The following is a 26268-nucleotide window of genomic DNA, read 5'->3' as shown; positions in this document are numbered from 1 at the left end:
GGGGTCAGGCGCCCTCGCCCAGCAGCCGGTCGGCGATCTCCTCGATGCGCGCGCGCAGCCCCTCCTGGCTCTTGCCGCCGTCGAGGCGCTCGCCGCCGATGACGTACGTCGGGGTGCCGGTCACCCCGATCGCCTTGCCCTCGGCCTGGTCGGCGTCCACGATCAGGATGTGCCGGCCGTCGATCAGCGCGGTGTCGAACTCCTCGGCGTCGAGGCCGAGTTCACGGGCCACCTCGACCAGGAAGGGTTCGCCCTCGCGGTCCAGCTCCTCGACCCGCTCCAGCACGGCCTCGACGTACGGCCAGCCCCTGCCCTGCGCCAGCGCCTCCTCGGCGGCCTGCGCGGCGGCGAAGGAGTGCTTGTGCTTCTCCAGCGGGAAGTGCCGCAGCCGCAGCTCCAGCCGGTCGCCGTAGCGCTCCCGCAGCGCGCGGACGTCACCGAGGGCGGTACGGCAGTCGGGGCACTGCAGCTCGCACCAGACGTCGAGGACGACGGCGCCTGCGCGTGCGGCGGTGGAATCGGGGGAGGCATCGCTCATGCCGCCCAGTCTTCCAGGCCGGCCCCGTACCGACCCAATCGGGACGGTACGGCCGCCGTGCCTCGGCTGTGCGGCATGTGCCGGTACGGCCACGGGCCGGCACCCCAGTAGGAGACGACCCGGAGATGTCCCTGATGTCCCGCTGGAGCATGGCCTCGCCGGGAGGGGGCGGTGCAGGATGGAGGGGACGGAGGCGGCGTGCCGTGCCGGTGCGCAGCGTCCGCCGTAGCCCGCCGCCCGACCCAGCCCGCCAGGAGGACCGGATGATTGCCGAGACCGTCTGCTCCGCCGTGTCCGCGGCGGGCCTGGGCATCGCGGTGGTCACGGCCTACCGCAGGCGTTTCCTTTCCGCGGCCCGCATCGCCGCCTACGCACTGGTGCCGGTCGGCCTGGTGATGACCGGGCTGGTCGGCTGGCTCGCCGACACCGCCTTCAGCCCCACCGCATGGGCGGGGTTCGGGGTGCTGGGCGCGGCCTGGCTGCTGTTCGCCGGCACCCGGGCGGTGGAGCGCCGGCGCGTTGGGCGCGCGACGTCCGGCAGCGAGCGGACCGACGCCGTGGCCCCGGGAGCCTCCGCCCCGTCCCTGGGCGCCGGCAACCGGCCCGCCAAGGGCTCGGCCGCCCCGCGCCCGGCCGGCTCGGCGGCCTCCACCGACGACTTCACCGACATCGAGGCCATCCTCAAGAAGCACGGCATATGACGGCCGCGGCCCTCGGCGCCGCGGCACGCCCCCACATCCCCTCCGGGGTGAAACGACACAGAGCGTCGCGGGCCCGGCCCGAACCGTTCACAATCCGAAGCAAGCCGGACGGGACGGTGCGACAAGCGGCAACTCCCGCACCCGGCGAGCGTCTGGATCGCGCGCGTGCCTCCATCTGCGCCATGATCTGCGGCGAGATGCTGGACACGAGACAGAGCGAGGCCGCGCCGCCGAAGGACGAGCCGCGCGGGTGCCTCTTCGCCCTATCCCAGCCACCGCTGATGATCTTCCTTGCGGTGATCGGGTGTCTGCTCCTCATGGCTGCGCTGCACGACCTGCTGTTGCTGTGAGCCGTACACGTCCGTCCCGGCGTCACCCGCCGGGACCGACGTCGCTCCGGCAGGCCCGCGCCGGTCAGCCCGCCGCTTCCTTCCGCCTGGCCCGGTAAGCGGCCACATGGAGCCGGTTGCCGCAGGTGCGGCTGTCGCAGTAGCGCCGCGAGCGGTTTCGGGACAGGTCGACGAAGGCGCGCCGGCAGTCCGGTGCCTCGCAGCGCCGCAGCCGCTCCTGCTCCCCGGCCACCACGAAGAAGGCCAGCGCCATGCCGCAGTCGGCGGCGAGATGGTCGGCCACGGAGGCGCCGGGCGCGAAGTAGTGCACATGCCAGTCGTAGCCGTCGTGGTCCGTCAGACGCGGGGTGGTGCCCGCCGCGGCGACCAGCTCGTTGATCAGCACCGCCGCCGAGCGGGCGTCCGGCGCGGCGAAGATCGCCGCGAAGCGCCCCCGGACCCGGCGCACCGCCGACAGGTCGAACTCCGACAGCACGCCGACATCGCTGATCTTGTGGTTTCGTACGAATTCCGCGAGGGCCGGGACATCGGGCAGTCCGTCGGCCGCCGCGTCGTCCTCCGGCGCGGTGTTCACCAGATCCACCACGGTGTCGAGCGCGCACCGGGTGTCGTGGGTGATCAGCACTGTTCGCTCCCTGGCCTGGGGGGTCGGGCCGCGGCCCGCCGATGCTGGCCGATGGTAGCGACATCCGCGCCCACCGCACCGGTCCGAGTCCGACCTCGATTGCCGGTAGAACGCCTCGGCGCGCGGGCTGGTTCCCTTCCCGCGCCTGCGCGCACGCGTCACCCGGCCGGCGGAAGCGGGCGGGCACACCTGGGCGCCGTCCCGTGTGCATCGCTCACGGTGACGGCGCCGGGCTGTGCCGTATGCGGTTGTCTTGGCCCGAGCCGTCTCCCCGAGTGGACGGCGCCGGGCTGCTTTCGAGGGCCGCGACCTAGCTCTCCGCCAAGATGTGCGAGAGCTCCTGATCCAGATCGAAGTGCCGATGCTCCGTGCCGGGGGGCACGGCGGCGTCGGTTCGCTTCAGGAAGGACTCGAGGGCCCGCGCTGGGGCCTCGAGCAGGGCCTCCCCCTCAGGGGAGCTGAGGGCGATGCACACGACGCCCTGACCATGGCTGCGCGACGGCCAGACTCGGACGTCGCCGGTGCCGGTGGGACGGTGCAGCCCCTCGGCGAGGAGGTCGCGGGCGAACACCCACTCGACGGTCTCCTCGGCTCCGGTGTGGAAGGTGGCGTGCACGGCGTAGGGGTCGGCCGTGTCGTACCGCAGGCCTGCGGGGACAGGCAGGGAGGACTCGCTCGACACAACGAGGCGCAGGTGCAGCTCGCAGCTGACCGTGGTGTTCATAAGCGCCAGGGCCTTTCGCTCAGTGTGCGCTCGGGGATTCGCACGTCGGCGAAATCGACATGCCACCTACGATGCCGTTGTAAACCCCTCTGAGGGTTTTGCGTGTCTTTACGTAACTCTTCCGGCCGAGAACTCGTACGAGATCTACGACCATTCCGGTGACCGATTCACTCCGGTAGGGTTTGTATGTATGAATACGCGGAGTGACGGGCGGAACGAGGCCGCCGTGGCGGCCGGTGGCGAGCACCCCGACGGCCCTCGCGGAGAAGCCCGCGAGGGCGCCGCACCCGAGCCCGCCACCCGCCGCGGGCTCGGCTCCCGGGCGCCGGAATTCATCAGGGCCCGCCCGCTGCTGCACCTCGGCTGGCAGGTCTGCGTGTTCCTGGTCGGCCTGGCCGTCGTCGCCGCCGGGATCGTCATGCTGCCGTTGCCGGGACCCGGCTGGGTGGTGATCTTCGGCGGCATGGCGATCTGGGCGACCGAGTTCGTCTGGGCGCAGCTCGTGCTCCGCTGGACCAAGCGCAAGGTCACCGAGGCCGCCCAGCGCGCCCTCGACCCCAGGGTGCGCCGCCGCAACATCGCCGTGACCGTGATCGGGCTGGTGATCGTGGCCGTGCTGGTCGCGGTCTACACGTGGAAGTTCGGCTTCGTCATGCCGTGGAAGATCAAGCACCAGTGACCCCGGCTGCTCCGCCCGGCCGCCCACCGCTCCGGCCCCTGGTCGGAGGCACCCGCTGACATGGGGTAATGTTCTTCCTGAGCCCGGGCGATTAGCTCAGTGGGAGAGCGCTTCGTTCACACCGAAGAGGTCACTGGTTCGAACCCAGTATCGCCCACCCGAACCGACGGCCCACCTGCGACAGAGCGGGTGGGCCGTCGGCGTATGCGGGCCGTGGGACTCGGGGCCGGCGCTGCCGTGCCGGTCGCCCGCCGCGGGCTTGTGCGGCTCGGCGGCGTCCCGCAGAGCCTCGGGCCCTGGCAGGGCGTGTGCGGGTCCGTGGAGGCCTGTCGTGCCGGTCGCCCGTCGTGGCTGTGCTGCTCGGCGGCGTCCCGCAGAGACTTGGCCCGCCCTGGCAGGGCCTGTGCAGGTCCGTCGAGGCCTCTCGTGCCGGTCGCCCGTCGGGGGCGCGTGCGGCTTGGTGGGCGCCTGCCGCGTCGGCTCGGCTCTGCGGCCCCTTTGCGGCTCGCGAACCCTGTCTGCCGGTCCGCTGCTGCATGTCCTTGTGGCTCGCTGGAGGCCTGGGTGTCGACCCGCCTCTGCCGTCCGTGTGCGGCTCGGCGGAGGCCTGCCGCCCGTCGGCTGCAACGGTTGTCGCGGCTCGCTGGAGGCCTGCCGCCGGTCGGCTGCGGCGGTTGTCGCGGCTCGCTCGAGGTCTGCCATCGATCGGCTGCTGCGGGCTCTCGCGGCTCGATGGAGTCCCGTCGCGCCGGATCGCCAGGTCACCCGTGTGGGCGCGGGCCGCAGAATGCCGGCGCCTGCGGCCTCCGTCCGCCGAGGCCCCGGCGCGGACCCTCCCTTTTGCCGAACCGGCAACATTCCTCGTGCCCACCGGGCCGCCCACCGCACCATCGTCGACATGGGCCACCACGGGCCGACGCCCTCCGCCGATCACTCCGGCCGGGCAGCCGCGAGCCACCCCTGCCCCGCCCCTCCACGCCACCTGATCAGTGCATCAGCGAGAGCACTCCGGCCCACGAGTCGTCCGGCAGAGGCGACAGGGCGACAGATCGGCAAGCCGACATACCGACAGGAGCGACGCCCCACCGCCGTACGCAGGCTCCATGCCCGCCCGGCCGCCACCCGCCTGCGGGCGATGTCCCGCACGCCGGAACCTGGCAAGCCGGTACACCGGCAACCCCGCATCACCGGCCATCCGCCGCCCCCTCCCACCAGCCCGTCAGCCCTTCCGCACACCCATCCGCCTCGGTAGTCCGTGCCCTTGAGCGCCCAGACTCAGAGCCCTCTGCAGGAGACCCCGTGCCCGAGACACCCGCAGCAGACGCCACGCCACACGAGAACCCAGAGCTCGTCCACCGCCTGGTGCCCGCCCCGGCAGGCCGTGTGCACCTCGTGGAGCAGGGCCGCGGGCCCCTCGTGCTGCTGGTGCACGGTTTCCCCGAGTCCTGGTACTCCTGGCGGCACCAGCTGCCGGCCCTGGCTGCCGCCGGTTACCGGGCCGTGGCCGTCGACGTCCGGGGCTACGGCCGTTCGTCGAAACCGGCGGCCGTGGAGGCGTACCGGATGCTCGACCTGGTCGCCGACAACGTCGCCGTGGTGGAGGCGCTGGGGGAGGACTCCGCGGTGGTGGTGGGGCACGACTGGGGTGCCACGATCGCCGCCACGTCCGCTCTGACCAGGCCGGACGCCTTCCGGGCCGTGGCTCTGCTGGGTGTGCCGTACAGCCCTCCCGGCGGTCCCCGGCCCAGCGAGGTCTTCGCGGGGATGGGCGGGGAGGAGGAGTTCTACGTGGCGTACTTCCAGCAGCCGGGCCGGGCCGAGGCGGAGATCGAGCCGGATGTGCGCGGCTGGCTCGCCGGCTTCTACGCGGCCCTGTCCGCCGGCACCATGCCCGGGCCGGGCGCCCCGAACCCGTACTTCACCGGCCGTGGCGGCACCCTGCGGGAGCGTTTCCCCGCCGGTCCGCCGCCCGCCTGGCTGGGCGAGGAGGTCCTGGACTTCCTCGCAGGGGAGTTCGAGCGGACGGGGATGACCGGGGCGCTGAACCGGTACCGGAACATGGACCGTGACTGGGCTGACCTGGCAGGGCACGCGGGCGCGCCGATCCGGCAGCCCTCGCTGTTCGTCGCCGGAGCCCTCGACCCCTCGCTCGCCTGGCTGGCCGACGCGGTCGCGGCGTACCCCGATACCCTGCCCGGCCTGCGCGGCTCGCACCTCCTCGACGGCTGCGGTCACTTCGTCCAGCAGGAGCGCCCGGAGGAGACCAACCGTCTCCTGCTCGACTGGCTGAGGGGTCTGCCCGCCTGAATCCCGGGTGCTCCTTTCCCGTCGACCTGGGTGCCTCCGCCCGCCTGACCCCAAGCGCCCCTGCCCGAATCGGCACCCGCACACCCGCACCCACCCGAACTCACCGCTCCCACCCCCTCACCTGCGCCAACGCCCCGCACCCCCCCCACCACCGCCCCGACCCGTCGGAAGAAAATCCTGTCCGACGCATTGACGCACCCCACACCCCTCCGTAACTTGTGCCAGCAAGCGCTTACTTGAAACGATTCATGAGGCGGCGGAGCGACCTGCGGGGAGGGCCCGACCTATGGGAACCAGCAGAAATCTTGAGCGGCGTACGATCCTGAAGGCGGCCGGGGCCTCGGCGGCCGTGCTCGGGCTCGCCGCGACGACCGGGTGCGGTGGCGGAAGCGGTTCCGGGGACGGGACGGTGACGATCCGTTACTCCTGGTGGGGTGCCGAGGAGCGGGCCAAGAAGATCAACCAGACCATCGCGCTCTTCGAGAAGAAGTATCCGAAGATCAAGGTCAAGACCGACTTCCAGACGTACGCGTCCTTCTGGGAGAAGTTCCAGACGCAGGCCGCCGGCGGAAATCCCCCGGACGTTTTCCAAAACGCCGTCACTTTTCTCCGGAAGTACGACAAGCGCGGAATTCTCCTCGACCTCAAAACTCAGGTGCAGGCAGGTAATCTGACTCTGGATCACTTCCGGTCCGGAGTGACGAAGGTCGGCGAGGTCGACGGAAAGCAGCTCGGAATTCCGGTCGGCTCCAACACCATGGCGCTCGTCATCGACAAGAAGGTGTTCCAGAAGGCCGGCGTCGAGCCGCACCCTGGCTGGACCTGGGACGACCACTTCAAGGCCCTGAAGACCGTCCACGACCGGACGAAGGTCCCCGGGGACACCGGCTACTTCACCATCATGTACCTGTACGACCTCTACCTCCGGCAGAACGGCAAGGCGTTCTTCACCAAGGACGGGCTCGGCTTCGACAAGGCCGATCTGACGGAGTGGTGGACCGACGGCTACAACCGCGTCAAGGCGGGCATCGTCACCGACCCGAAGGTCGTCCAGCAGGACCTGCCCAAGTCCTCCCTGTCCGCCGGCCACGGCGCCTCCGAGTTCACCTGGGACAACTTCACCGTCCGCTACGAGAGCGAGGGCGACAGCACCTACGGCCTCGCGCCGATCCCCACCACGGACGGCAAGCACACCGGGCAGTACCTCGCCTCCCTGATGCTCAGCGCCTCCGCCCGCACCGCACACCCGAAGGAGGTCGCCCAGTTCATCGACTTCATGGTGCACGACCCCGAGGTCGGCAGGATCATGGGCTACGACCGGGGCATCCTCGCGAGCACGGAGCAGTACGCGGCGTACAAGCCGACGGACGCGGTCAACAAGGAGATCGCGCAGTACGAGGCCGACACCGCCGAGGCGGGCGTCCTCGGCACGATCACCCCGCACCCCTCCGGCGCCGACACCGTCGAGGCCGCCTTCCTGCGCATCGGCGGCGACCTCGGCCAGGGCAAGACCAAGGTCGCGGACGCGGTGAAGCAGTTCTTCACCGAGTCCGAGGCCGCCTTCCAGGCCTGATGGGAACCGCCGTGACGCTCGTCAAGGACTCCGTGCCCGCGACCCGCGGGACGCGCCCGGCCGCCACCGCCGCCCCGGGGCGGCGGGGCCGCCGGCGGGAGAACCTCGCCGGTTACCTCTTCATGTCCCCGTGGATCGCCGGCTTCCTGCTGCTGACCGCGGGCCCGATGGTGGCCTCGCTGTACTTCGCGTTCACCGACTACAACCTCTTCAACACCCCGAAGTGGGTCGGTCTGGACAACTTCACGAAGATGTTCCACGACCCCCGCTGGCAGAAGTCGGTGGAGGTGACCGCCAAGTACGTGGTCATCGGCACCCCGCTGAAGCTGCTGCTCGCCCTCGGGGTGGCCCTCCTGCTCGCGCAGAGCCGCCGCGGCCAGGCCTTCTACCGGGCGGCCTTCTACGCCCCCTCGCTCATCGGCGCGAGCGTCTCGGTCGGCTTCGTCTGGCGGTCCCTGTTCTCCGACGGCGCGATCGTGGACCGTACCCAGACGTTCTTCGGCTGGCACGTCGGCGGCTGGGTCGGCAACGCCGACTGGGTGCTGTACTGCCTGGTCGCGCTGACGGTGTGGCAGTTCGGCGCGCCGATGGTCATCTTCCTGGCGGGCCTGAAGCAGGTGCCGAGGGAGCTGTACGAGGCGGCCGAGATGGACGGCGCAGGAACGTTCCGCAAGTTCTGGAACATCACCCTGCCGATGATCTCCCCGGTGCTGTTCTTCAACGTGCTCCTGGAGACCATCCACTCCTTCCAGATCTTCGGCTCGGCCTATGTCGTCTCCAACACCTCCTGTGGCCCGGCCGACGCCACGCTCGTCTACACCTGCTACCTGTACCAGCAGGGCTTCAGGAACGCCCAGATGGGCTTCGCCTCCGCCATGGCCTGGATGCTGCTGCTCGCCGTGGCCCTGGTGACGGCCGTCCTCTTCTGGTCCCAGAAGAAGTGGGTGCACTACGAGGAGGACGCCCGATGAGTACGACCACACCCGCCAGGACCCTCGGCCGCGGCCCGGGAGGCAGGCGCACCGGCTCCCTGGCCTGGCACCTCGGCGCCCTGGTGCTCCTGGCCGTCATCCTCTACCCGGTCGTCTGGGTGATCGGCGCGTCGTTCAAGCCCAGCAAGGACATCATCAACAGCCTCACGCTGGTCCCGTCGCACCCGGTCCTGGCCAACTTCAAGGGCCTCGCCGACGGCATCGCGGACGTCCGGATCTGGACCTTCTTCGAGAACTCCCTCTTCTACGCCCTCGGCGCCGTCGTCGGCGTCCTGGTCTCCTGCTCGCTGACCGCGTACGCGTTCGCCCGCATCCGGTTCGCCGGCCGCAACCTGCTGTTCTCCCTGATGATCGGCACCCTGCTGCTGCCGTACCACGTGCTGCTGATCCCGCAGTACGTGATGTTCCAGAAGCTGGGCTGGGTCAACACCTACACCCCGCTGCTGATCGGCAAGTACCTCGCCACGGACGCGTTCTTCGTCTTCCTCATGGTGCAGTTCATGCGGGCCCTGCCGCGCGAGATGGACGAGGCGGCGCGGCTCGACGGCTGCGGCCACCTGCGCATCTTCTGGTCGATCGTGCTGCCGCTGTCCCGGCCCGCGCTCATCACCAGCGCGATCTTCACCTTCATCAACGCCTGGAACGACTTCATGGGCCCGCTGATCTATCTCAACGAGCCCGGCAAGTACACGGTCTCCCTGGGCCTGATGATGTTCCGCGACTCCGACGGCGTGGCCGCCAACTACGGCGGCATGATCGCGATGTCCCTGGTCGCGCTGCTGCCGGTGCTGCTGTTCTTCCTCGCCTTCCAGCGCTACCTCATCGACGGCATGGCGACCTCCGGACTGAAGGGCTGAGGCGACCGGCATGGCCGAAGCACGCGTGAAACCACGCAAGGAGTCCGTGTTCGCCGAGAGGTTCGCCCTCTTCGCCGAGTCCCTGCTGACCGGCGTCTGGATCGCGGTGGCCTCGCTCGGAGTGGTCACCTGTCCGGCCGCCTTCGCCGCCGGCGCCCGGCATCTGCGCCGCCATGCCGGCCACCGGGCGGGCGGTCTGCGGGAGTTCGCCGCCGACTTCCGGGCCGCGCTGCGCGGGGGCTGGGCGGTGGGCCTGGCCGGCTGGGTGGTGGCGGCGCTGGCCTGGGTGGATGTGCGGGCCGTACGCGCCGGACTGCCCGGCGGGCCGCTGATGGGGGCCGTCGGGCTGTTCGCGCTGATCGGGGTCGCCGTGGCCGGACTGCGCGCGGCGGCCCTGTGGGCGCCGGGGGAGCGGTGGCGGTCGCTGCTCGCCGCGGCCGGGCGCCGTACCGTGCGCGACCCCGCGGGCTCCTTCCTGCTGGTCGGCGGGGCCGTCCTCGTCGTCTGCTCCGCCCTGCTCATCGCCCCGCTGGCGGTCCCCGTGCTCGGGGCCGTCGCGGCGGCGGCCGTCGCCGTGGAGGAGCGGTACCGGCGCCGCTGAGCCGGCGGTGCCCATATCCGGGCCGGCGCCCCGAGCGCCGCGCCTCTCTCTGTCATGCCCCTGACCATCTCTGGAAGGACGGCCATGTCTCCCATCCCGCGCAGATCCCTCCTCAAGGCGGCCGCCGCGGCCGGTGCCGCCGCCCAGTTCAGCTGGGCGCTCGGCGCCCAGAACGCGCAGGCGGCGCCCGCCGCGGCGGACGGCGGCGCCGACCCCGTGACCCTGGACTGGCTGGAGGACGGCGGCCTCGGCGCCGCGCCCGGCTCCACGGTCGGCGTGCCCTGGCCCATGGGCGCCCACCAGGACGGCCAGGCCTTCGCGCTGACCGACGAAGGCGGCAAGGCCGTCCCCGTGCAGACCTGGCCGCTCGCCTACTGGCCCGACGGCTCCCTGAAGTGGACGGCGCACGCGGTCGGTTCGGGCAGCGGCAAGCTGACCCTGACCCCCGGCGCACCCGCCGAGCCCGCCCGAAAGGTCACCGTCGACTCCGGTGGCGGCACCATCGACGTCTCCACCGGGGTCATCACCGCCAAGATCGGCAAGAACGGCGCCACCCTGATCAAGTCCGTCACCCGCGGCTCCACCGAGATCGCCAAGGACGGAAGGCTCGTCCTCCTCCGGCAGCCCGAGATCGAGGACGAGGACCAGGGCACGGTGAAGACCGAACGGTTCGACGGCGCCGTCGACGCGGTGACCGTCGAACAGGACGGCCCGGTCCGCGCGGTCGTCCGCATCGACGGCAAGCACCGCAAGGGCGACCGGAGCCGGCTGCCGTTCTCCCTCCGCCTGTACTTCTACGCCGGCGCCGACTCCTTCCGCATGGTGCACACCATCACCTACGACGGGAAGCAGGAGCCCGGCGAGAGCAGCGGCGACTTCGTCCGCGGGCTCGGCGTCCGCTTCACCGTACCGATGCGGGACGCGGCGTACGACCGGCACATCCGCCTCGGCGGCGAGGGCACCGGCCTGCTGCGCGAGGCCGTCCAGGGCATCACCGGGCTGCGCCGCGACCCGGGCGCCGCCGTGCAGAGCGCCCAGTACGAGGGCAGGAAGCTGCCCGACCCCGCCACCTGGGACCAGCGGGTCACCACCCGCCTGCAGTACATCCCGCACTGGGGCGACTACACCCTCTCCCAGCTCTCCGCCGACGGCTTCACCGTGCGCAAGCGGACCAGGAAGGGCTACGGCTGGATCGCCGCCGGCGGCGGCAGGCGGGCCTCCGGCTTCGGGTACGTCGGCGGCGCGAGCGGCGGACTCTCCTTCGGCCTGCGGGACTTCTGGGAGAAGTTCCCCGCCCAGCTCGACATCCGCGACGCCCACACCGACGCGGCCACCGCCACCCTCTGGCTCTGGTCGCCCGAGGCGCAGCCGATGGACCTGCGCTTCTACCACGACGGCATGGGCCAGGACACCTACGCCGAGCAGCTCGAAGGCCTCAACATCACCTACGAGGACTACGAGCCCGGGTTCGGCACCCCCTACGGCATCGCCCGCACCTCCGAACTCCTCTTCTGGGCCAACGCCTCCACCCCCGACGCCGGCACCCTCGCCTCACAGGTCCAGGCGGTGCGCGTGCTGCCGCAGCTCGCCGCCCCGCCCAAGCAACTCATCAAGGCCCAGGTCTTCGGCCCCGGCCTGTTCTCCGAGCCGGACCGCTCCACCCCGGCCAAGGCGAAGATCGAGGACCACCTGGACTTCCTCTTCTCCTACTACAGGGAGCAGGTGGAACAACGCCGTTGGTACGGCTTCTGGGACTACGGCGACTTCATGCACACCTACGACACCGTGCGCCACCAGTGGCGCTACGACGTCGGCGGCTACGCCTGGGACAACTCCGAGCTCTCACCGGACCTCTGGCTCTGGTACGCGTACCTGAGAAGCGGCCGCTCCGACCTGTTCCGCTTCGCCGAGGCGCTCACCCGGCACACCGGCGAGGTCGACGTCTACCACCTCGGCAAGTGGGCCGGCCTCGGCACCCGGCACGGTGTGCAGCACTTCGGCGACAGCGCCAAGCAGCAGCGCATCGCCAACACCACCTACCGGCGCTTCTACTACTTCCTCACCGCCGACGAACGCGTCGGCGACCTCATGCACGCCAACGTCGACTCCGACGAGACCTTCCTCGTCCTCGACCCCCAGCGCAAGGTCCGCACCGACCCCTACACCCCCGACCGGCACGCCCTGTCCATCGGCTTCGGCACCGACTGGAGCGGTCTGGTGTCGGCCTGGCTGACCGAGTGGGAACGCAAGGGTCCCAAGTGGGAGAAGGCCAAGGCCCGCGTGCTGTCCACGATGGAGGGCATCGCCGCCCAGCCCAACGGGTTCGTCCAGGGCAGCGGGCTGTACGACCTCGACACCGGAAAGTTCGCCGTCGCCGACCAGCCGGTGGTCTCCGTGTCCCACCTCTCGGCGGTCTTCGGACTCAACGAGCTGTGCGCCGAACTGATCCACCTGGTCGACATGCCGAAGTTCAAGGAGGCCTACCTCGACTACTGCCGCTACTTCAACGCCACCAAGGCCGAGCAGAAGGCACGTTACGGCTCCGACTTCGGCACCCTGCTGCTCTTCCAGGGCCACTCGCGCCTGGACGCCTACGCCGCCGCGCAGACCGGCGACGCGAGCCTCGCGAAGCGCGCCTGGAGCAAGTTCTACACCTCGGACGGCTACACCGAGTCGGCGCCGTGGAAGACGGAGAAGCTGACCGGGCCCGTCACCCTGGTCGAGGGCAGCGAGGCGAGCTGGGTGTCCAGCAACGACACCGCGCTGTACGGCCTCGCGGCGATCGAGAACCTGGCGCTGCTCGGCGACAGGATGCCGTCGTAACGGCTGACCTGGGGGGAGCGCCGGCGCACGGGCGGCGGCGCTCCCCGAAGAGTGTGGCCCGCGTCACGGTACGGCGCATGAGTATCCCTACTCAGATTCACCCGCCCGGCCGGGCACACTCCCGGCATGGACTGGAACCACTACCGCTTCCGCAGCCTGTGGCCCCTGCCCGCGTCCCCGGCCGCCGTGTACGCGGTGCTGGAGCGGCCGGAGGACTATCCCGGCTGGTGGCCGCAGGTGCGGTCGGTGACCAGGCTGGACGCCGACACCGGCGTGATCACCATCCGGTCCGTGCTGCCGTACGCCATGACCTTCACCGCACGGCGGATCCGCCGCGACCCCGACGCCGGTGTGCTGGAGGTCGCCCTGTCCGGTGACATCGAGGGCTGGGCGCGCTGGACCGTCACCGCCGAGGGGCCGGGGACCCTCGTCCGGTACGACCAGGTCGTCGACGTGACCAAGCCCCTGCTCAGGCGGCTGGCCGTGCCCGGACGCCCGGTCTTCCGCCTCAACCACCGCCTGATGATGCGGTCCGGGCGCAGCGGGCTGCTGCGGCACCTGCAAGCGGTTTGAAGGATCGGCGCCCGGACCTGTATTGTTCAGTGCGTTCCCGGGCGATTAGCTCAGTGGGAGAGCGCTTCGTTCACACCGAAGAGGCCACTGGTTCGAACCCAGTATCGCCCACGTTCGCGAGAGCGACGTGTGTCCGCCAAAGGCGCGGACCGCGTCGCTCTCGTCGTGTTGTGTGCGGCTTCGCCGCACTGTGTGGGGGCTCCGCCGCCCACACCCCCGTCCCCGGTGTCGCCGTCGGCCGGAGTCGCCTGGGTCACGCCGCGGCCGGCAGCTCCGGCCGGAGTGGCCAGTCCGTGCTGACGATCTCGTCCGAGCCGCTGCGCGCGAACCACGCCTGGAGGCCCCGGGCCTGCGCCGCGTGCCAGTCGGCCTGGAGTGTGTGCAGCTCGGCGGGGGTCAGGCGCTCCAGCCGGGTCGCGAACCGGCGGCCCAGGGCCCGTACGACGTCCAGCGCGGCCAGCGCGTCCGCCGCCGCGTCGTGCGCGCCCTGCAGCGTCACGCCGTAGTGCTCGCACAGGTCGGTCAGGGTGCGGCGGCCCTTGCGGTAGCGGTCCAGGTGCTTGTCCAGCACCCGCGGGTCCAGCACCCTGAGCGGCACCGACGGGAACCACCGGTCCAGCGAGGACGCCCGGTGCCGCCGCAACTCCCGGTCCAGCAAGGTGAGATCGAAGGGCGCGTTCATCACCACCAGCGGGCGGCCCATCGCCGCGTGCTCCGCCAGCTGCTCGGCTATCTCGTACATCACCGGCGCCGGCCAGCGGCCGTTGCGCTGCAGGTGGTCCTCCGTCAGCCCGTGCACCGCCGTGGCCTCCTCGGGCACCGGCACGCCCGGGTTCACCAGCCACCGGCTGATCCGGGGCCGGGTGCCCGGCGCGTCCTGGACGACGACGGCGGCCGACACGATCCGGTCGGTCTCGACGTCCACGCCCGTCGTCTCCGTGTCGAAGGCGGCCAGCGGCCCCTCGTACCAAATCGTCATCCCGACCCAACTCCTCGTTCACCCACGGCAGGTGACATCCCGTCTTCTGCCCGTTTGGTGATACCCGGGCTGTTTGCGCCGTACGCCGGGAGGAGACAACAGGAGTACGGGTCTTTGCAGTTCAGCGGCCCTCAGTGGGGAAACACTTGGCTTGGAAGGCTGTTGGTCATGGCCATAGCGCAGCCCGAGCGGGGCGGGCTGCTGCCCGATCGCACGGGCCCCCTTCGCGGCACGCTCGCCACCACCGCCTGCATGGAGACACTGCAGGTCGGCTATCTCCACGCGGTCGCCGCCGCGGCGGGATGCTCGCTGTCCCAGCCCTTCCCGGACAACGGCATCGACTGGCACGTCAGCCACAGCGCGCCCGGACACACCGTCGACGACGAGGTCACCATCAAGGTGCAGCTCAAGGCCACCTACCAGGTCGCGCCGAACCCTCCGGGACGCTCCTTCTCCTTCACCCTCGACAACGACCACCTGCGCAAGCTCGCCCGCACACCCGTCTCGGTGCACAAGATCCTGGTCGTCATGCTGGTCCCGCGCTCGCAGGACGACTGGCTGCGCGCCAGCCACGACCGGCTCGACCTCAGGCACTGCTGCTACTGGGTCAACCTGGCCGGCCACCCCGTCACCGGACGGCACCGGACCACCGTGCGGATCCCGACCTCGCGCATCTTCGACGACCGGGCGCTGTGCGAGATCATGACGCGGGTCGGGACGGGAGGCAGGCCATGAGGAGCCGTCCGTACGAGGAGCTGCCGCGCCAGGTCCGGCCGCATCCCGACGACCCCGCCTGGCAGCGGCCGCCCGACCCCGCCCGGGTCGACCCCGCCGTGCTCGGCGCCCTGCTGCACCGGCACGGCTGGCAGCGGCGCGGCGGGGCCCCGGGACGCTACGGCCGCTGGACCCCGCCCGGGCCGGGCGGCGGCGGGACCAGCCTGCTGGTGCCGGAGAGCCGGGCCTTCCCCGACAGCGACGACCTGCTCGGCGAGGCCCTCGACGCCCTCTCCCGCAGCACGACGCCCGCCGCCCGCGAGGTGCTGATCCAGCTCGCCGTCCCCAGCGACGAGATCCGCTGGTGGCGCGACACCCCGAGCGGACCCGTCGGCACCGCGCCCTGGGCGGCGGACGAGCAACTGCGCGGCGCCGCACGGCAGATGCTGCTCGCCGCGGCGCTCGCCACCCGCGCGCGTGCCGGCTACCACGGCGCCCGCCACCGCCGCGCGGCCGCCGCGCTCCTGGACGACGTCCTCGTCGGCCCCGCCGCAGAGGGCCGGAGTCTCACCGCCTTCGTGCCCGTGCCCACCGGCCGCCCGCTCGCCGTCCGCCTCCACCAGGCCCTGCACGCCGCCCGGGAGGCCGTCGACTACCGGCGCGCCACCGGCGGCATGGACGCCTTCGACGGCGCCGTCGAGGCCGGTGTCAGCCGTGAGCTGACCGAGGCGCTGTCCGTGCTCGTCCGGGGCACCGAGGGCGCCCGGATCGCCGTCGCCTGGGCGCCCGGCGCCGGGGTGCCCGAGGGCTGCGCGGCCACCTGTGAACCTGTCGAGTTCTCACCCGGTGACCTGCCCGTCCTGCGCGAGGCCGCCGCCCGCTACCTGCGCGAGGAACCGTCCGTGCCGGTCCGGATCACCGGCGCCGTGGTCCGCATGCGCCGCTCCGGACCCGGCGGCGAGGGCACGGTGCGGCTGCGCGTCCTCGCGGGCGCCGACGTGCCCCACGTGCGCGTCACCCTGGACGAGGAGGACTACCGCATCGCCGGCCACGCCCACCTCGTCGGACTCCCGGTGCGGGTGCACGGCCGGCTGGAGCGGCGCGGCGGTTTCCGCCGGCTCACCGGCGCCTCCGGCGTCGTGCCCGTGCAGGTCGACGAGGGGGAGCGGGACCGACTGATGAAGTCCCTGCAGGAGAACCTCGACTTCTTCGAGGAGGCCTGCGGGGAGTCGTACGGGGACGAGGACTGAGACCGTAGGGGGACGGGGACGGAGGGTGACCGTTTAGCGGTCGGCGCCGTCGGGTCGGTACGATCGCCTGTGCGCGCGCTCCTGGTACGGCGCCGCAACCACCTTCAGGCAGGAGAGACCGGTGTCAGACGTCCGTGTGATCATCCAACGCGATTCCGAGCGGGAAGAACGCGTGGTGACGACGGGCACTACGGCCGCCGACCTCTTCGCGGGCGAGCGCTCGATCATCGCCGCGCGCGTGGGCGGCGAGCTGAAGGACCTGGCGTACGAGCTGGCCGACGGCGACGAGGTCGAGGGCGTCGAGATCTCGTCCGAGGACGGCCTGAACATCCTGCGCCACTCCACCGCGCACGTCATGGCGCAGGCCGTGCAGGAGCTGTTCCCCGAGGCCAAGCTGGGCATCGGCCCGCCCGTCAAGGACGGCTTCTACTACGACTTCGACGTCGAGAAGCCGTTCACGCCCGAGGATCTCAAGGCCATCGAGAAGAAGATGCAGGAGATCCAGAAGCGCGGGCAGCGCTTCTCCCGCCGCGTCGTCACCGACGAGGCCGCCCGTGCGGAGCTGGCGGACGAGCCGTACAAGCTGGAGCTGATCGGCCTCAAGGGCTCCGCCGCCTCCTCCGACGACGGCGCGGACGTCGAGGTCGGCGCCGGCGAGCTGACGATCTACGACAACCTGGACGCCAAGACCGGCGAGCTGTGCTGGAAGGACCTGTGCCGCGGTCCCCACCTGCCCTCGACCCGGCTGATCCCGGCGTTCAAGCTGATGCGCAACGCGGCCGCCTACTGGCGCGGCAGCGAGAAGAACCCGATGCTCCAGCGCATCTACGGCACCGCCTGGCCGTCCAAGGACGAGCTCAAGGGCTACCTGGACTTCCTCGCCGAGGCCGAGAAGCGCGACCACCGCAAGCTCGGCAGCGAGCTGGACCTGTTCTCCATCCCGGAGCAGATCGGCTCCGGCCTCGCGGTCTTCCACCCCAAGGGCGGCATCGTCCGCCGGGTCATGGAGGACTACTCGCGCCGCCGGCACGAGGAGGAGGGCTACGAGTTCGTCTACACCCCGCACGCCACCAAGGGGAAGCTCTTCGAGACCTCCGGGCACCTGGACTGGTACGCCGAGGGCATGTACCCGCCCATGCAGCTCGACGAGGGCGTGGACTACTACCTCAAGCCCATGAACTGCCCGATGCACAACCTGATCTTCGACGCGCGCGGCCGCTCCTACCGCGAACTGCCGCTGCGCCTCTTCGAGTTCGGGACCGTGTACCGGTACGAGAAGTCGGGCGTCGTGCACGGCCTGACCCGCGCCCGGGGCTTCACGCAGGACGACGCGCACATCTACTGCACCCGTGAGCAGATGTCCGAGGAACTGGACAAGACGCTCACCTTCGTCCTCGGTCTGCTGCGCGACTACGGCCTGACCGACTTCTACCTGGAGCTGTCCACCAAGGACCCGGAGAAGTTCGTCGGCTCCGACGAGGTCTGGGAGGAGGCGACCGAGACCCTGCGCCAGGTCGCCGAGAAGCAGGGCCTGCCGCTGGTCCCGGACCCGGGCGGCGCCGCTTTCTACGGCCCGAAGATCTCCGTCCAGGCCAAGGACGCCATCGGCCGGACCTGGCAGATGTCGACCATCCAGCTCGACTTCAACCTGCCCGAGCGGTTCAACCTGGAGTACACCGGCCCCGACGGCTCCAAGCAGCGCCCGGTGATGATCCATCGCGCCCTGTTCGGCTCCATCGAGCGGTTCTTCGCGGTCCTGCTGGAGCACTACGCGGGCGCCTTCCCGGCGTGGCTGGCGCCGGTGCAGGCGCTGGGCATCCCGATCGGCGACGCGCACGTGGAGTACCTGGAGAAGTTCGCCGCGGCCGCCCGCAAGAAGGGCCTGCGCGTCGAGGTGGACTCCTCCTCGGACCGCATGCAGAAGAAGATCCGCAACGCCCAGAAGCAGAAGGTGCCCTTCATGGTCATCGCGGGCGACGAGGACATGTCGAACGGCTCGGTCTCCTTCCGCTACCGCGACGGCTCCCAGGAGAACGGCATCCCCTTCGACGAGGCCATCGCCAAGATCGTGAAGGTCGTGGAGGACCGGGTCCAGGTCTGACCCACCCTGTGTGAAGAGGGCGAACAGGCCCCCGGGACCCCAGCGGATCCCGGGGGCCTTTCCCGGTCGGCGGGGATGACGCCATATGCTGCACAGCATGACGAGTGAGCCGGAGCAGCAGATCGGAGTGGGGACGCAGGACGCGTTCCAGCGCCTGTGGACGCCCCACCGGATGGCCTACATCCAGGGCGAGGGCAAGCCGACCGGTCCCGGGGCCGACGACGGCTGTCCCTTCTGCACGATCCCGGCCAAGTCCGACGAGGACGGACTGATCGTCCGGCGCGGCGAGCACGTCTACGCGGTGCTCAACCTCTACCCGTACAACGGCGGCCATCTGATGACGGTCCCGTACCGCCATGTCGCCGACTACACGGAGCTGACCGGTCCGGAGACCGCCGAGCTGGCCGAGCTGACCAAGCAGGCCATGACCGCCCTGCGCACCGCGTCCGGCGCGCACGGCTTCAACATCGGCATGAACCAGGGCACGGTCGCGGGCGCCGGCATCGCCGCCCACCTGCACCAGCACATCGTCCCGCGCTGGGGCGGCGACACCAATTTCATGCCGGTGGTCGGCCACACCAAGGTGCTGCCGCAGCTGCTGGCGGACACCAGGAAGATGCTGGCGGAGGCCTGGCCGGCGTAGTCGCTTCGGTGCCCTCTGCCGAGGGCACCGCTCACGCGTCGTACAGGTCGGCCTTCTTCGGTGTCGGGTCCTGCACCAGCCCGCTCAGGACGCCCGAGCGCGTGCCGAACTTCTCCGTGTCCACGCCGTTCTCCTCCAGCACCCTCATCGCCGCCGCGTGCACCACCCGCAGCACCGGCGTGGCCGCGCGCAGCGCGTCGTCGGCCATGAAGCGGTGCCGCCACGGCTGGTCGGCCCAGGCGTGCCGCAGGCCGAACGGCTCGGGCAGGACGAGCTGGCCGCCCAGCCAGTTGAGCAGCGGGGGATACCAGGTCAGCGGGGCGCGCGTGGCCAGCCGGACCACCTCGTCGGTGGTGACCAGCGGCAGCATCACCTTCCGGGTCTCCCACGGCTTGAGGGACTTGGCGACCTCCTTGCTCGGCGGCTCCGGCCGGGAGGTGAACAGCGGGTTCACCGGCCCCAGCGCGTGCCCGGTCACCTCGATGCGCAGCGTCTCGTGCAGCACCGTCACCGTGATCAGCATGGTGATGACCAGCTGGCCGTCCCACAGCGTCCACTGCACGCCCAGGTAGTGCCGGTCGCCGCTGCCGAACTGCTGCTTGTTGCAGATCTCCTGTATCGCGTGCGGCTTGACCTGGAAGGCCTCCACATCGGTGCCCTGCGGGCGGGACACCTCCGTGGCCTTCTCGCCGATCGGCGTGACGATCCAGTGCTTGATGGACGGCTTGGGGAAACCGCCGGTGTTCAGCGGGCCGCGCTCCAGCAGGGCGAGCTGGTCGTGGATCGCGCGTATGACGTCCCAGCTGCGGAAGGGGTGGATCTCCCGGGACGGGTCGGCGGGCACCAGGTCCTCGGCGAGCTGCCAGGAACCCCAGCGGGTGCCCATGCCGAGTATGCCCTTGGGCCCCGCGTAGAAGACCGAGTTGGACTGCTGCTCGGCGCTGAGCCGGGCCAGTGACTGGCGCAGCTCCTCGGCCGCCGTCTGGTTCGGTCCGCGCGGCACCGCCTCCGGCACCTTGGCGCCGACGCTGGTGCCCGACAGCAGGCCGTCCCAGCGGGCCCGCAGGTCTCTGGCCGTGCGCTCGCAGATCTGCTTGGCCCAGAACCAGCCGAGGACGGGCGCCACCACGCACGCGCGCGCGTACCACCCCCAGAATCCGCCGAACGGCATCTTGATCAGGAACAGCGCGGCGAGCAGGCCGACACCGAGGAGGAGGACGGTGGCGAGCGCCCCCGCCCGTCTGTCCTCGCGGGTGGCGACGAACGTGCGCAGCTGGAAGACGAGCAGCCAGCCCAGCAGCCCGGGCAGGAAGAGCACCCCGCACAGCAGCGTCACGGCGGTCAGCCGGTTGTCGCGCTCCCGGCGGATGTTGTTGGCCGCGAGGCAGTGCTCGACGACGAACTGGGGCTCGGAGCCGAAGGACTGGATGAGCGGCTTGCGGCCGGGTGCGAGCATCCGGGTGATCACGGCGCGTGAGAAGGCCTCACCGAGATTGGGCCGCAGCAGCGCGATTCTGCCGGGCTTGAGGGTCGACTCGTGCCATTCGTTGTCGGCCTTCTTGATCTCCTCCATCGGGCTGTCCCGGTACGCCGCGGAGGCCAGCGCGGCGGTCGCCGCCTGGCCCTCGTCGCCCGAGACGGGCACCTGGGGCCCGTCCCACTCCGTTCCCAACGACATTCCCGCCCCCATCGCCACCGGTGTCGCTTCTGCGGCCTTCCCGACTTCCTCGCTCCGCACACCTGTTGAACAGGCCGTCGCGTCGATTACCCGTCACAACCGGACGGCTGCGGCACGACGCGATCAGGTGATCAGCGTAGTCGCCGCCACCGACAACCGGCGGGCGGACGGCCGAAGCCGCCCGCCCGCACACCCGGCCCGGATGCCGGACTACCCGTTGTCTCCGGCCTGTTCACGGATCCTCTCGGCGATCTGCGGCGGCATCGGCTCGTGCCGGGCGTACGCGCGGTCGAACCGCGCCGTGCCGTGCGACAGCGAGCGCAGGTCGACGGCGTACCGGCCGATCTCGAACTCGGGCACCTCGGCCCGGATCAGGGTCCGCCCGGAGCCCACCTGCTCGGTGCCGAGCACCCGGCCGCGGCGGCCGGACAGGTCGCTCATCACGGCGCCCACGTAGTCGTCGCCGACCAGCACGGACACCTCGGCCACCGGCTCCAGCAGATGGATCCTCGCGCCCGTCGCGGCCTCGCGCAGCGCCAGCGCGCCCGCCGTCTGGAAGGCGGCGTCGGAGGAGTCCACCGAGTGCGCCTTGCCGTCCACCAGCGTGACCCGCACGTCCACGAGCGGATACCCGGCGGCGACGCCCTTGGCGGCCTGCGCCCGCACGCCCTTCTCCACGGACGGGATGAACTGGCGCGGCACCGCGCCGCCGACCACCTTGTCCACGAACTCGATGCCCGAGCCGCCGGGCAGCGGCTCCACCTCGATCTCGCAGATGGCGTACTGCCCGTGCCCGCCGGACTGCTTCACGTGGCGCCCGCGCCCGGTCGCCCTGTTCGCGAACGTCTCCCGCAGGGAGACCTTGTGCGGCACCACGTCGACCTGGACGCCGTAGCGGCTGCGCAGCCGTTCCAGGGCGACGTCCGCGTGGGCCTCGCCCAGGCACCACAGGACCACCTGGTGGGTGTCCTGGTTCTGCTCCAGGCGCATCGTGGGGTCCTCGGCCACCAGCCGGGCCAGGCCCTGGGAGAGCTTGTCCTCGTCGGCCTTGCTGTGCGCCTGGATGGCGAGCGGCAGCAGCGGGTCGGGCATCCGCCAGGGCTCCATCAGCAGCGGGTCGTCCTTCGCGGAGAGCGTGTCCCCGGTCTCGGCCCGGCCCAGCTTGGCCACGCACACCAGGTCGCCGGCGACGGCGTGCGTCACCGGGCGCTGCTGCTTGCCGAACGGCATGGACAGCGCGCCGACCTTCTCGTCGACGTCGTGGTCCTCGTGCCCGCGGTCGGCGAGCCCGTGCCCGGAGACGTGCACCGTCTGGTCGGGGCGCAGGGTGCCGGAGAAGACGCGGACCAGCGAGATCCGGCCGACGTACGGGTCGGAGGAGGTCTTGACCACCTCGGCGACCAGCGGACCGCCGGTGTCGCACGGCTTCAGCTCGCGCGGCTTGCCGTCGACGGTCGTGACCTCGGGCAGCGGGTGCTCGAACGGCGTCGGGAACCCGCCGGTGATCAGCTCCAGCAGCTCCACCGTGCCGAGTCCCTGCCGGGCGCCCTCGGCCGCGGGGGCGGCCGCCAGGACGGGGAAGAACGAGCCGCGCGCCACGGCCCGCTCCAGGTCCTGGATCAGCGTCCTGACGTCGACCTCCTCGCCGCCGAGATAGCGGTCCATGAGGGTCTCGTCCTCGCTCTCGGCGATGATGCCCTCGATGAGCCGGTTGCGGGCCTCCTCGATGTCCGGCAGCTGGTCCTCGCCGGGGTCGGACTCCTCGCGCTTCCCGGCCGAGTAGTCGAACAGCTTCTGCGTGAGCAGTCCCACCAGCCCCGTCACGGGCGCGTGCCCGTCGGGGCCCTCGGGGCCGCGCAGCGGCAGATACAGCGGCAGCACCGCGTCGGGGTCGTCCCCGCCGAAGGCCTCGGCGCAGACCCGGGTCATCTCCTCGAAGTCCGCGCGCGCCGCCTCCAGGTGCGTGATCACGATCGCGCGGGGCATGCCGACGGCCGCGCACTCCTCCCACACCATCCGGGTGGAGCCGTCCACGCCGTCCGAGGCCGAGACGACGAAGAGGGCCGCGTCCGCGGCGCGCAGACCGGCCCTGAGCTCACCGACGAAGTCGGCGTATCCGGGGGTGTCCAGCAGGTTGATCTTGATGCCGTCCCATTCGACCGGCACCAGGGAGAGCTGCACCGAGCGCTGCTGCCGGTGCTCGATCTCGTCGTAGTCCGAGACGGTACCGCCGTCCTCCTTGCGGCCCGCCCGGTTCACCGCCCCCGCGGTCAGCGCGAGGGCCTCCACCAGAGTCGTCTTGCCCGATCCGGAGTGGCCGACCAGCACCACGTTCCGTACGGACGCGGGCTGGTCGGCCTCCAGAGCCCTGCCGGCGGCTCCGGGGTGTGTCTGAGTCTTGTCGCCCATGATCCTGCCTCCCGTGCACGGTGAGGTCACTGTGGGCGCGGACACGCGGGACCCGCGTGCACTGGCGGCTCCGGCGACGCCCGCGGTTATTCGAGCTTTCCACTCCCGTCACGCTGCGTCCATACGAACGACAGCCGCGGCCATTGCGACGGCCCCCGGGCCCGCCCCGTGCGCCCCGTGCACGGCGGCGCGCGCCGGTCCGCGGGACCGGGTGCGGGTGCCCGCCCGTCACGCACACGCGCGCGTGGCTACGATGGGCCAGCCGGAGGCCACCAGGGGCCACGGCGACACGACCGTCGGGAAGGCCATGCTGAACAAGTACGCGCGTGCATTCTTCACGCGTGTCCTCACGCCGTTCGCCGCGTTTCTCATCCGCCGGGGCGTGAGCCCCGACACGGTCACGCTCATCGGCACCGCCGGTGTGGTCGCGGGAGCGCTGGTCTTCTACCCCCGGGGCGAGTTCTTCTGGGGCACGGTCGTGATCACCCTGTTCGTCTTCTCCGACCTGGTCGACGGCAACATGGCCCGCCAGCTGGGCCGCTCCAGCCGCTGGGGTGCCTTCCTGGACTCCACTCTCGACCGGGTCGCCGACGGCGCGATCTTCGGCGGGTTCGCGCTCTGGTACGCCGGTCACGGGAACAACGACGTGCTGTGCGCCGTCTCGATCTTCTGCCTGGCCAGCGGCCAGGTGGTGTCGTACACCAAGGCGCGCGGCGAGTCCATCGGGCTGCCGGTCGCCGTCAACGGCCTCGTCGAACGCGCCGAACGACTGGTGATCTCCCTGGTCGCTGCCGGATTCGCGGGCCTGCACAAGTTCGGTGTGCCCGGCATCCAGTGGCTGCTGCCGATCGCGCTGTGGATCGTCGCCGCCGGCAGCCTGGTCACCCTGGTCCAGCGCGTCGTCACCGTCCGCCGCGAGTCCGCCGAGGCGGAGGCGGCGGCGCAGCACAGCGCCGAGGCGGCGAAGTGAGCACCGGGGAACGGCTCACCGACGCGCTGTACGGGCTCGGCTGGAGCACCGTGAAAAAGCTCCCGGAACCCGTCGCGGTCCGCCTCGGCCAGACCATCGCCGACGCCGCCTGGAGGCAGCGCGGCAAGGGCGTACAGCGCCTGGAGTCCAACTACGCGCGCGTGCTGCCCGACGCCGGCCCCGAGCGCCTGCGCGCGCTGTCCCGCGCGGGCATGCGCTCCTACCTGCGCTACTGGATGGAGTCCTTCCGGCTGCCGGCCTGGAGCCGCGAGCGCGTGAAGTCCGGCTTCGACCCCAAGGACCTGCACTTCCTCACCGACGGTCTTGCCGCCGGCAAGGGCGTGGTCCTGGCCCTGCCGCACATGGCCAACTACGACCTCGCCGGAGCCTGGGTCACCACCGCGCTGGAGACGCCGTTCACGACGGTCGCCGAGCGGCTGAAGCCCGAGACGCTGTACGACCGCTTCGTCGCCTACCGCGAGGGCCTGGGCATGGAGGTCCTGCCGCACAGCGGCGGCTCCGCGTTCGGCACCCTGGCCCGCAGGCTGCGCGACGGCGGCCTGGTCTGCCTGGTCGCCGACCGCGACCTGTCCGCCTCCGGCGTCGAGGTCGAGTTCTTCGGCGAGCGGACCCGGATGCCCGCCGGACCGGCCCTGCTCGCCCAGCAGACCGGCGCGCTGCTGCTGCCGGTCACCCTCTGGTACGACGGCTCACCCGTCATGCAGGGCCGTGTGCATCCCCCGGTCGAGGTACCCGAGTCAGGTACGCGCGCCGAGAAGACGTCTGTCATGACACAGGCGCTGGCCGACGCCTTCGCCGGCGGCATCGCCGAGCACCCGGAGGACTGGCACATGCTCCAGCGGCTGTGGCTCGCCGACCTCGACCCCGCGAAGGGACCCGCGTGAGAATCGGGATCGTCTGCCCGTACTCCTGGGACGTGCCCGGTGGCGTCCAGTTCCACATCCGCGACCTCGCCGAGTACTTCCTGCGGCTCGGCCACGACGTCTCCGTCCTCGCCCCGGCCGACGACGACACCCCGCTGCCGCCGTACGTCGTCTCGGCCGGCCGCGCGGTCCCGGTGCCGTACAACGGCTCCGTGGCCCGCCTGAACTTCGGCTTCCTGTCGGCCGCGCGGGTACGGCGCTGGCTGCACGAGGGCGCCTTCGACGTGGTCCACATCCACGAGCCGACCTCGCCCTCGCTGGGCCTGCTGACCTGCTGGGCGGCCTCCGGCCCGATCGTGGCCACCTTCCACACCTCCAACCCGCGCTCGCGCGCGATGATCGCCGCGTACGCGATCCTGCAGGCCGCCCTGGAGAAGATCAGCGCGCGCATAGCGGTCAGCGAGTACGCCCGCCGGACGCTGGTGGAGCACCTGGGCGGGGACGCGGTGGTCATCCCCAACGGCGTCGACGTGGACTTCTTCGCCGAGGCCGAGCCGAAGCCGGAGTGGCAGGGCGACACGATCGGCTTCATCGGCCGCATCGACGAGCCCCGCAAGGGCCTGCCGGTGCTGATGAGGGCCCTGCCGAAGATCCTGGCGGCCCGCCCGCGGACCCGGCTGCTGGTCGCGGGCCGGGGTGACGAGGAGGCGGCCGTCGCGGACCTCCCCGCCGAGCTGCGCACGCGGGTGGAGTTCCTCGGCATGATCAGCGACGAGGACAAGGCCCGCCTGCTGCGCAGCGTCGACCTGTACGTCGCCCCCAACACCGGCGGCGAGAGCTTCGGCATCATCCTGGTCGAGGCGATGTCGGCGGGCGCCCCCGTGCTCGCCTCCGACCTGGACGCCTTCGTGCAGGTCCTCGACCAGGGCGAGGCGGGCGAGGTGTTCGCCAACGAGGACGCCGACGCGCTCGCCGAGGCCGCCGTACGGCTCCTGGAGGACCCGGCCCGCCGCGCGGAGCTCCGCCGGCGCGGGAGCGCCCATGTGCGCCGCTTCGACTGGGCCACGGTCGGCGCCGACATCCTCTCCGTCTACGAGACGGTCACGGCCGGCGCGGCGGCGGTCGCGGCGGACGACCGGACGACGGGGCTGCGGGCCCGGTTCGGACTGGCCCGCGACTGAGGCCGCGGGAACGCTGCCACCGCACCCGGAGCCGGGGCCGGACGCGACGCCCGCCGAAGGGGCCGGAATCGGTGCGGGATCGCCCTGAAGGGCGGGCGGCGGCAGCCGGTAGCCTT

23 protein-coding genes and 2 tRNA genes are annotated in these 26268 nt (G+C 71.5%); 19 read left to right on the top strand and 6 right to left on the bottom strand.

Annotated elements, in window-relative coordinates; translation table 11 throughout:
- Positions 1-4 precede the first annotated feature (4 nt).
- Positions 5-538: a DsbA family protein gene (locus tag ACGFZN_RS20850; RefSeq protein ID WP_393859949.1), complete on the bottom strand. Its 534-nt coding sequence runs from the start codon at positions 536-538 to the stop codon at positions 5-7.
- Positions 539-801: 263 nt separating this feature from the next.
- On the opposite strand from ACGFZN_RS20850, the gene ACGFZN_RS20845 reads away from it, so the two are divergent.
- A complete protein-coding gene (locus tag ACGFZN_RS20845; RefSeq protein WP_393859948.1) occupies positions 802-1239 on the top strand; it encodes a hypothetical protein in 438 nt (145 codons plus the stop codon).
- A gap of 182 nt (positions 1240-1421) precedes the next feature.
- Positions 1422-1589 (top strand): hypothetical protein, encoded by a 168-nt coding sequence (locus ACGFZN_RS20840; protein WP_366779354.1) that lies wholly within the window; start codon positions 1422-1424, stop codon positions 1587-1589.
- Between the two features lie 64 nt (positions 1590-1653).
- On the opposite strand, the gene ACGFZN_RS20835 is transcribed toward ACGFZN_RS20840, so the two are convergent.
- Positions 1654-2214, bottom strand: a complete 561-nt coding sequence (locus ACGFZN_RS20835) for a CGNR zinc finger domain-containing protein (RefSeq protein WP_330341133.1) — start codon at positions 2212-2214, stop codon at positions 1654-1656.
- Positions 2215-2524: 310 nt separating this feature from the next.
- Positions 2525-2938, bottom strand: coding sequence for an SsgA family sporulation/cell division regulator (locus tag ACGFZN_RS20830; RefSeq protein ID WP_004002642.1), 414 nt, complete (start codon positions 2936-2938; stop codon positions 2525-2527).
- 190 nt (positions 2939-3128) lie between these two features.
- Here ACGFZN_RS20830 and ACGFZN_RS20825 point away from each other — a divergent pair, with 190 nt between their 5' ends.
- From ACGFZN_RS20825 to ACGFZN_RS20780, 10 genes are all read left to right on the top strand, one after another.
- Positions 3129-3617 carry a TIGR02611 family protein gene (locus ACGFZN_RS20825; protein WP_393859947.1) on the top strand — a complete coding sequence of 163 codons (489 nt, stop codon included), beginning with the start codon at positions 3129-3131 and terminating at the stop codon, positions 3615-3617.
- Positions 3618-3702: 85 nt separating this feature from the next.
- Positions 3703-3774: transfer RNA gene (locus ACGFZN_RS20820), tRNA-Val, on the top strand.
- A gap of 1142 nt (positions 3775-4916) precedes the next feature.
- Positions 4917-5924 (top strand): alpha/beta fold hydrolase, encoded by a 1008-nt coding sequence (locus ACGFZN_RS20815; protein WP_393859946.1) that lies wholly within the window; start codon positions 4917-4919, stop codon positions 5922-5924.
- Between the two features lie 286 nt (positions 5925-6210).
- Complete coding sequence (locus ACGFZN_RS20810; protein WP_393859945.1) at positions 6211-7497, top strand: ABC transporter substrate-binding protein; 1287 nt, start codon at positions 6211-6213, stop codon at positions 7495-7497.
- Positions 7498-7508: 11 nt separating this feature from the next.
- On the top strand, positions 7509-8468 hold the full coding sequence (locus ACGFZN_RS20805) for a carbohydrate ABC transporter permease (protein ID WP_393859944.1): 960 nt from the start codon (positions 7509-7511) through the stop codon (positions 8466-8468).
- A complete protein-coding gene (locus tag ACGFZN_RS20800) occupies positions 8465-9346 on the top strand; it encodes a carbohydrate ABC transporter permease (protein ID WP_393859943.1) in 882 nt (293 codons plus the stop codon). Before ACGFZN_RS20805 ends, ACGFZN_RS20800 begins: the two co-directional genes overlap by 4 nt.
- A gap of 10 nt (positions 9347-9356) precedes the next feature.
- Complete coding sequence (locus ACGFZN_RS20795; RefSeq protein WP_393859942.1) at positions 9357-9947, top strand: hypothetical protein; 591 nt, start codon at positions 9357-9359, stop codon at positions 9945-9947.
- 84 nt (positions 9948-10031) lie between these two features.
- Positions 10032-12770 (top strand): Tat pathway signal sequence domain protein, encoded by a 2739-nt coding sequence (locus ACGFZN_RS20790; RefSeq protein WP_393859941.1) that lies wholly within the window; start codon positions 10032-10034, stop codon positions 12768-12770.
- Between the two features lie 126 nt (positions 12771-12896).
- Entirely contained in the window at positions 12897-13343 is a 447-nt protein-coding gene (locus ACGFZN_RS20785) for an SRPBCC family protein (RefSeq protein ID WP_393859940.1), read from the top strand.
- Positions 13344-13382: 39 nt separating this feature from the next.
- Positions 13383-13454 (top strand) — tRNA-Val (locus tag ACGFZN_RS20780).
- Between the two features lie 142 nt (positions 13455-13596).
- Here the strand turns inward: ACGFZN_RS20780 and ACGFZN_RS20775 are convergent.
- A complete protein-coding gene (locus tag ACGFZN_RS20775) occupies positions 13597-14322 on the bottom strand; it encodes a 3'-5' exonuclease (protein WP_393859939.1) in 726 nt (241 codons plus the stop codon).
- A gap of 168 nt (positions 14323-14490) precedes the next feature.
- Here ACGFZN_RS20775 and ACGFZN_RS20770 point away from each other — a divergent pair, with 168 nt between their 5' ends.
- The 4 genes from ACGFZN_RS20770 to ACGFZN_RS20755 all read left to right on the top strand — a co-directional run bounded on the left by ACGFZN_RS20770 (position 14491) and on the right by ACGFZN_RS20755 (position 19030).
- On the top strand, positions 14491-15057 hold the full coding sequence (locus tag ACGFZN_RS20770; protein WP_393859938.1) for a DUF4365 domain-containing protein: 567 nt from the start codon (positions 14491-14493) through the stop codon (positions 15055-15057).
- The gene (locus ACGFZN_RS20765) at positions 15054-16286 is read left to right on the top strand and encodes a hypothetical protein (protein WP_393859937.1); all 1233 of its coding nucleotides are present in this window, start codon (positions 15054-15056) and stop codon (positions 16284-16286) included. Before ACGFZN_RS20770 ends, ACGFZN_RS20765 begins: the two co-directional genes overlap by 4 nt.
- Positions 16287-16407: 121 nt before the next feature.
- The gene (thrS, locus tag ACGFZN_RS20760) at positions 16408-18387 is read left to right on the top strand and encodes a threonine--tRNA ligase (protein ID WP_393859936.1); all 1980 of its coding nucleotides are present in this window, start codon (positions 16408-16410) and stop codon (positions 18385-18387) included.
- A gap of 85 nt (positions 18388-18472) precedes the next feature.
- Positions 18473-19030: an HIT domain-containing protein gene (locus ACGFZN_RS20755; RefSeq protein ID WP_360157377.1), complete on the top strand. Its 558-nt coding sequence runs from the start codon at positions 18473-18475 to the stop codon at positions 19028-19030.
- A 31-nt stretch (positions 19031-19061) separates the two neighbouring features.
- Here ACGFZN_RS20755 and ACGFZN_RS20750 read toward each other — a convergent pair whose 3' ends face one another.
- Both ACGFZN_RS20750 and ACGFZN_RS20745 read right to left on the bottom strand, forming a co-directional pair.
- Positions 19062-20708 carry a hypothetical protein gene (locus tag ACGFZN_RS20750; protein ID WP_393859935.1) on the bottom strand — a complete coding sequence of 549 codons (1647 nt, stop codon included), beginning with the start codon at positions 20706-20708 and terminating at the stop codon, positions 19062-19064.
- Between the two features lie 210 nt (positions 20709-20918).
- Positions 20919-23117, bottom strand: coding sequence for an elongation factor G-like protein EF-G2 (locus ACGFZN_RS20745; RefSeq protein WP_393859934.1), 2199 nt, complete (start codon positions 23115-23117; stop codon positions 20919-20921).
- A gap of 253 nt (positions 23118-23370) precedes the next feature.
- On the opposite strand from ACGFZN_RS20745, the gene pgsA reads away from it, so the two are divergent.
- The 3 genes from pgsA to ACGFZN_RS20730 are packed head-to-tail and all read left to right on the top strand — an operon-like array spanning position 23371 to position 26152.
- Positions 23371-24087 carry a phosphatidylinositol phosphate synthase gene (pgsA, locus tag ACGFZN_RS20740; protein WP_393859933.1) on the top strand — a complete coding sequence of 239 codons (717 nt, stop codon included), beginning with the start codon at positions 23371-23373 and terminating at the stop codon, positions 24085-24087.
- Positions 24084-24992, top strand: a complete 909-nt coding sequence (locus tag ACGFZN_RS20735) for a phosphatidylinositol mannoside acyltransferase (RefSeq protein WP_393859932.1) — start codon at positions 24084-24086, stop codon at positions 24990-24992. Before pgsA ends, ACGFZN_RS20735 begins: the two co-directional genes overlap by 4 nt.
- Positions 24989-26152 carry a glycosyltransferase family 4 protein gene (locus ACGFZN_RS20730; RefSeq protein ID WP_393859931.1) on the top strand — a complete coding sequence of 388 codons (1164 nt, stop codon included), beginning with the start codon at positions 24989-24991 and terminating at the stop codon, positions 26150-26152. Before ACGFZN_RS20735 ends, ACGFZN_RS20730 begins: the two co-directional genes overlap by 4 nt.
- Positions 26153-26268: the final 116 nt, after the last annotated feature.

It is taken from the genome of Streptomyces sp. NPDC048192 (assembly GCF_043202415.1).
Lineage (GTDB): Bacteria > Actinomycetota > Actinomycetes > Streptomycetales > Streptomycetaceae > Streptomyces.
This window is presented reverse-complemented; position numbering and strand designations above follow the sequence as displayed.

Coding starts and splice junctions, on each gene's coding strand:
- ACGFZN_RS20785 (WP_393859940.1), top strand. CDS start 12,897: ATGGACTGGAACCACTACCGCTTCCGCAGCCTGTGGCCCCTGCCCGCG.
- ACGFZN_RS20830 (WP_004002642.1), bottom strand. CDS start 2,938: ATGAACACCACGGTCAGCTGCGAGCTGCACCTGCGCCTCGTTGTGTCG.
- ACGFZN_RS20795 (WP_393859942.1), top strand. CDS start 9,357: ATGGCCGAAGCACGCGTGAAACCACGCAAGGAGTCCGTGTTCGCCGAG.
- ACGFZN_RS20840 (WP_366779354.1), top strand. CDS start 1,422: ATGATCTGCGGCGAGATGCTGGACACGAGACAGAGCGAGGCCGCGCCG.
- ACGFZN_RS20845 (WP_393859948.1), top strand. CDS start 802: ATGATTGCCGAGACCGTCTGCTCCGCCGTGTCCGCGGCGGGCCTGGGC.
- ACGFZN_RS20750 (WP_393859935.1), bottom strand. CDS start 20,708: ATGTCGTTGGGAACGGAGTGGGACGGGCCCCAGGTGCCCGTCTCGGGC.
- ACGFZN_RS20850 (WP_393859949.1), bottom strand. CDS start 538: ATGAGCGATGCCTCCCCCGATTCCACCGCCGCACGCGCAGGCGCCGTC.
- ACGFZN_RS20755 (WP_360157377.1), top strand. CDS start 18,473: ATGCTGCACAGCATGACGAGTGAGCCGGAGCAGCAGATCGGAGTGGGG.
- ACGFZN_RS20775 (WP_393859939.1), bottom strand. CDS start 14,322: ATGACGATTTGGTACGAGGGGCCGCTGGCCGCCTTCGACACGGAGACG.
- ACGFZN_RS20790 (WP_393859941.1), top strand. CDS start 10,032: ATGTCTCCCATCCCGCGCAGATCCCTCCTCAAGGCGGCCGCCGCGGCC.
- ACGFZN_RS20745 (WP_393859934.1), bottom strand. CDS start 23,117: ATGGGCGACAAGACTCAGACACACCCCGGAGCCGCCGGCAGGGCTCTG.
- ACGFZN_RS20770 (WP_393859938.1), top strand. CDS start 14,491: ATGGCCATAGCGCAGCCCGAGCGGGGCGGGCTGCTGCCCGATCGCACG.
- ACGFZN_RS20765 (WP_393859937.1), top strand. CDS start 15,054: ATGAGGAGCCGTCCGTACGAGGAGCTGCCGCGCCAGGTCCGGCCGCAT.
- pgsA (WP_393859933.1), top strand. CDS start 23,371: ATGGGCCAGCCGGAGGCCACCAGGGGCCACGGCGACACGACCGTCGGG.
- ACGFZN_RS20810 (WP_393859945.1), top strand. CDS start 6,211: ATGGGAACCAGCAGAAATCTTGAGCGGCGTACGATCCTGAAGGCGGCC.
- ACGFZN_RS20825 (WP_393859947.1), top strand. CDS start 3,129: ATGAATACGCGGAGTGACGGGCGGAACGAGGCCGCCGTGGCGGCCGGT.
- ACGFZN_RS20800 (WP_393859943.1), top strand. CDS start 8,465: ATGAGTACGACCACACCCGCCAGGACCCTCGGCCGCGGCCCGGGAGGC.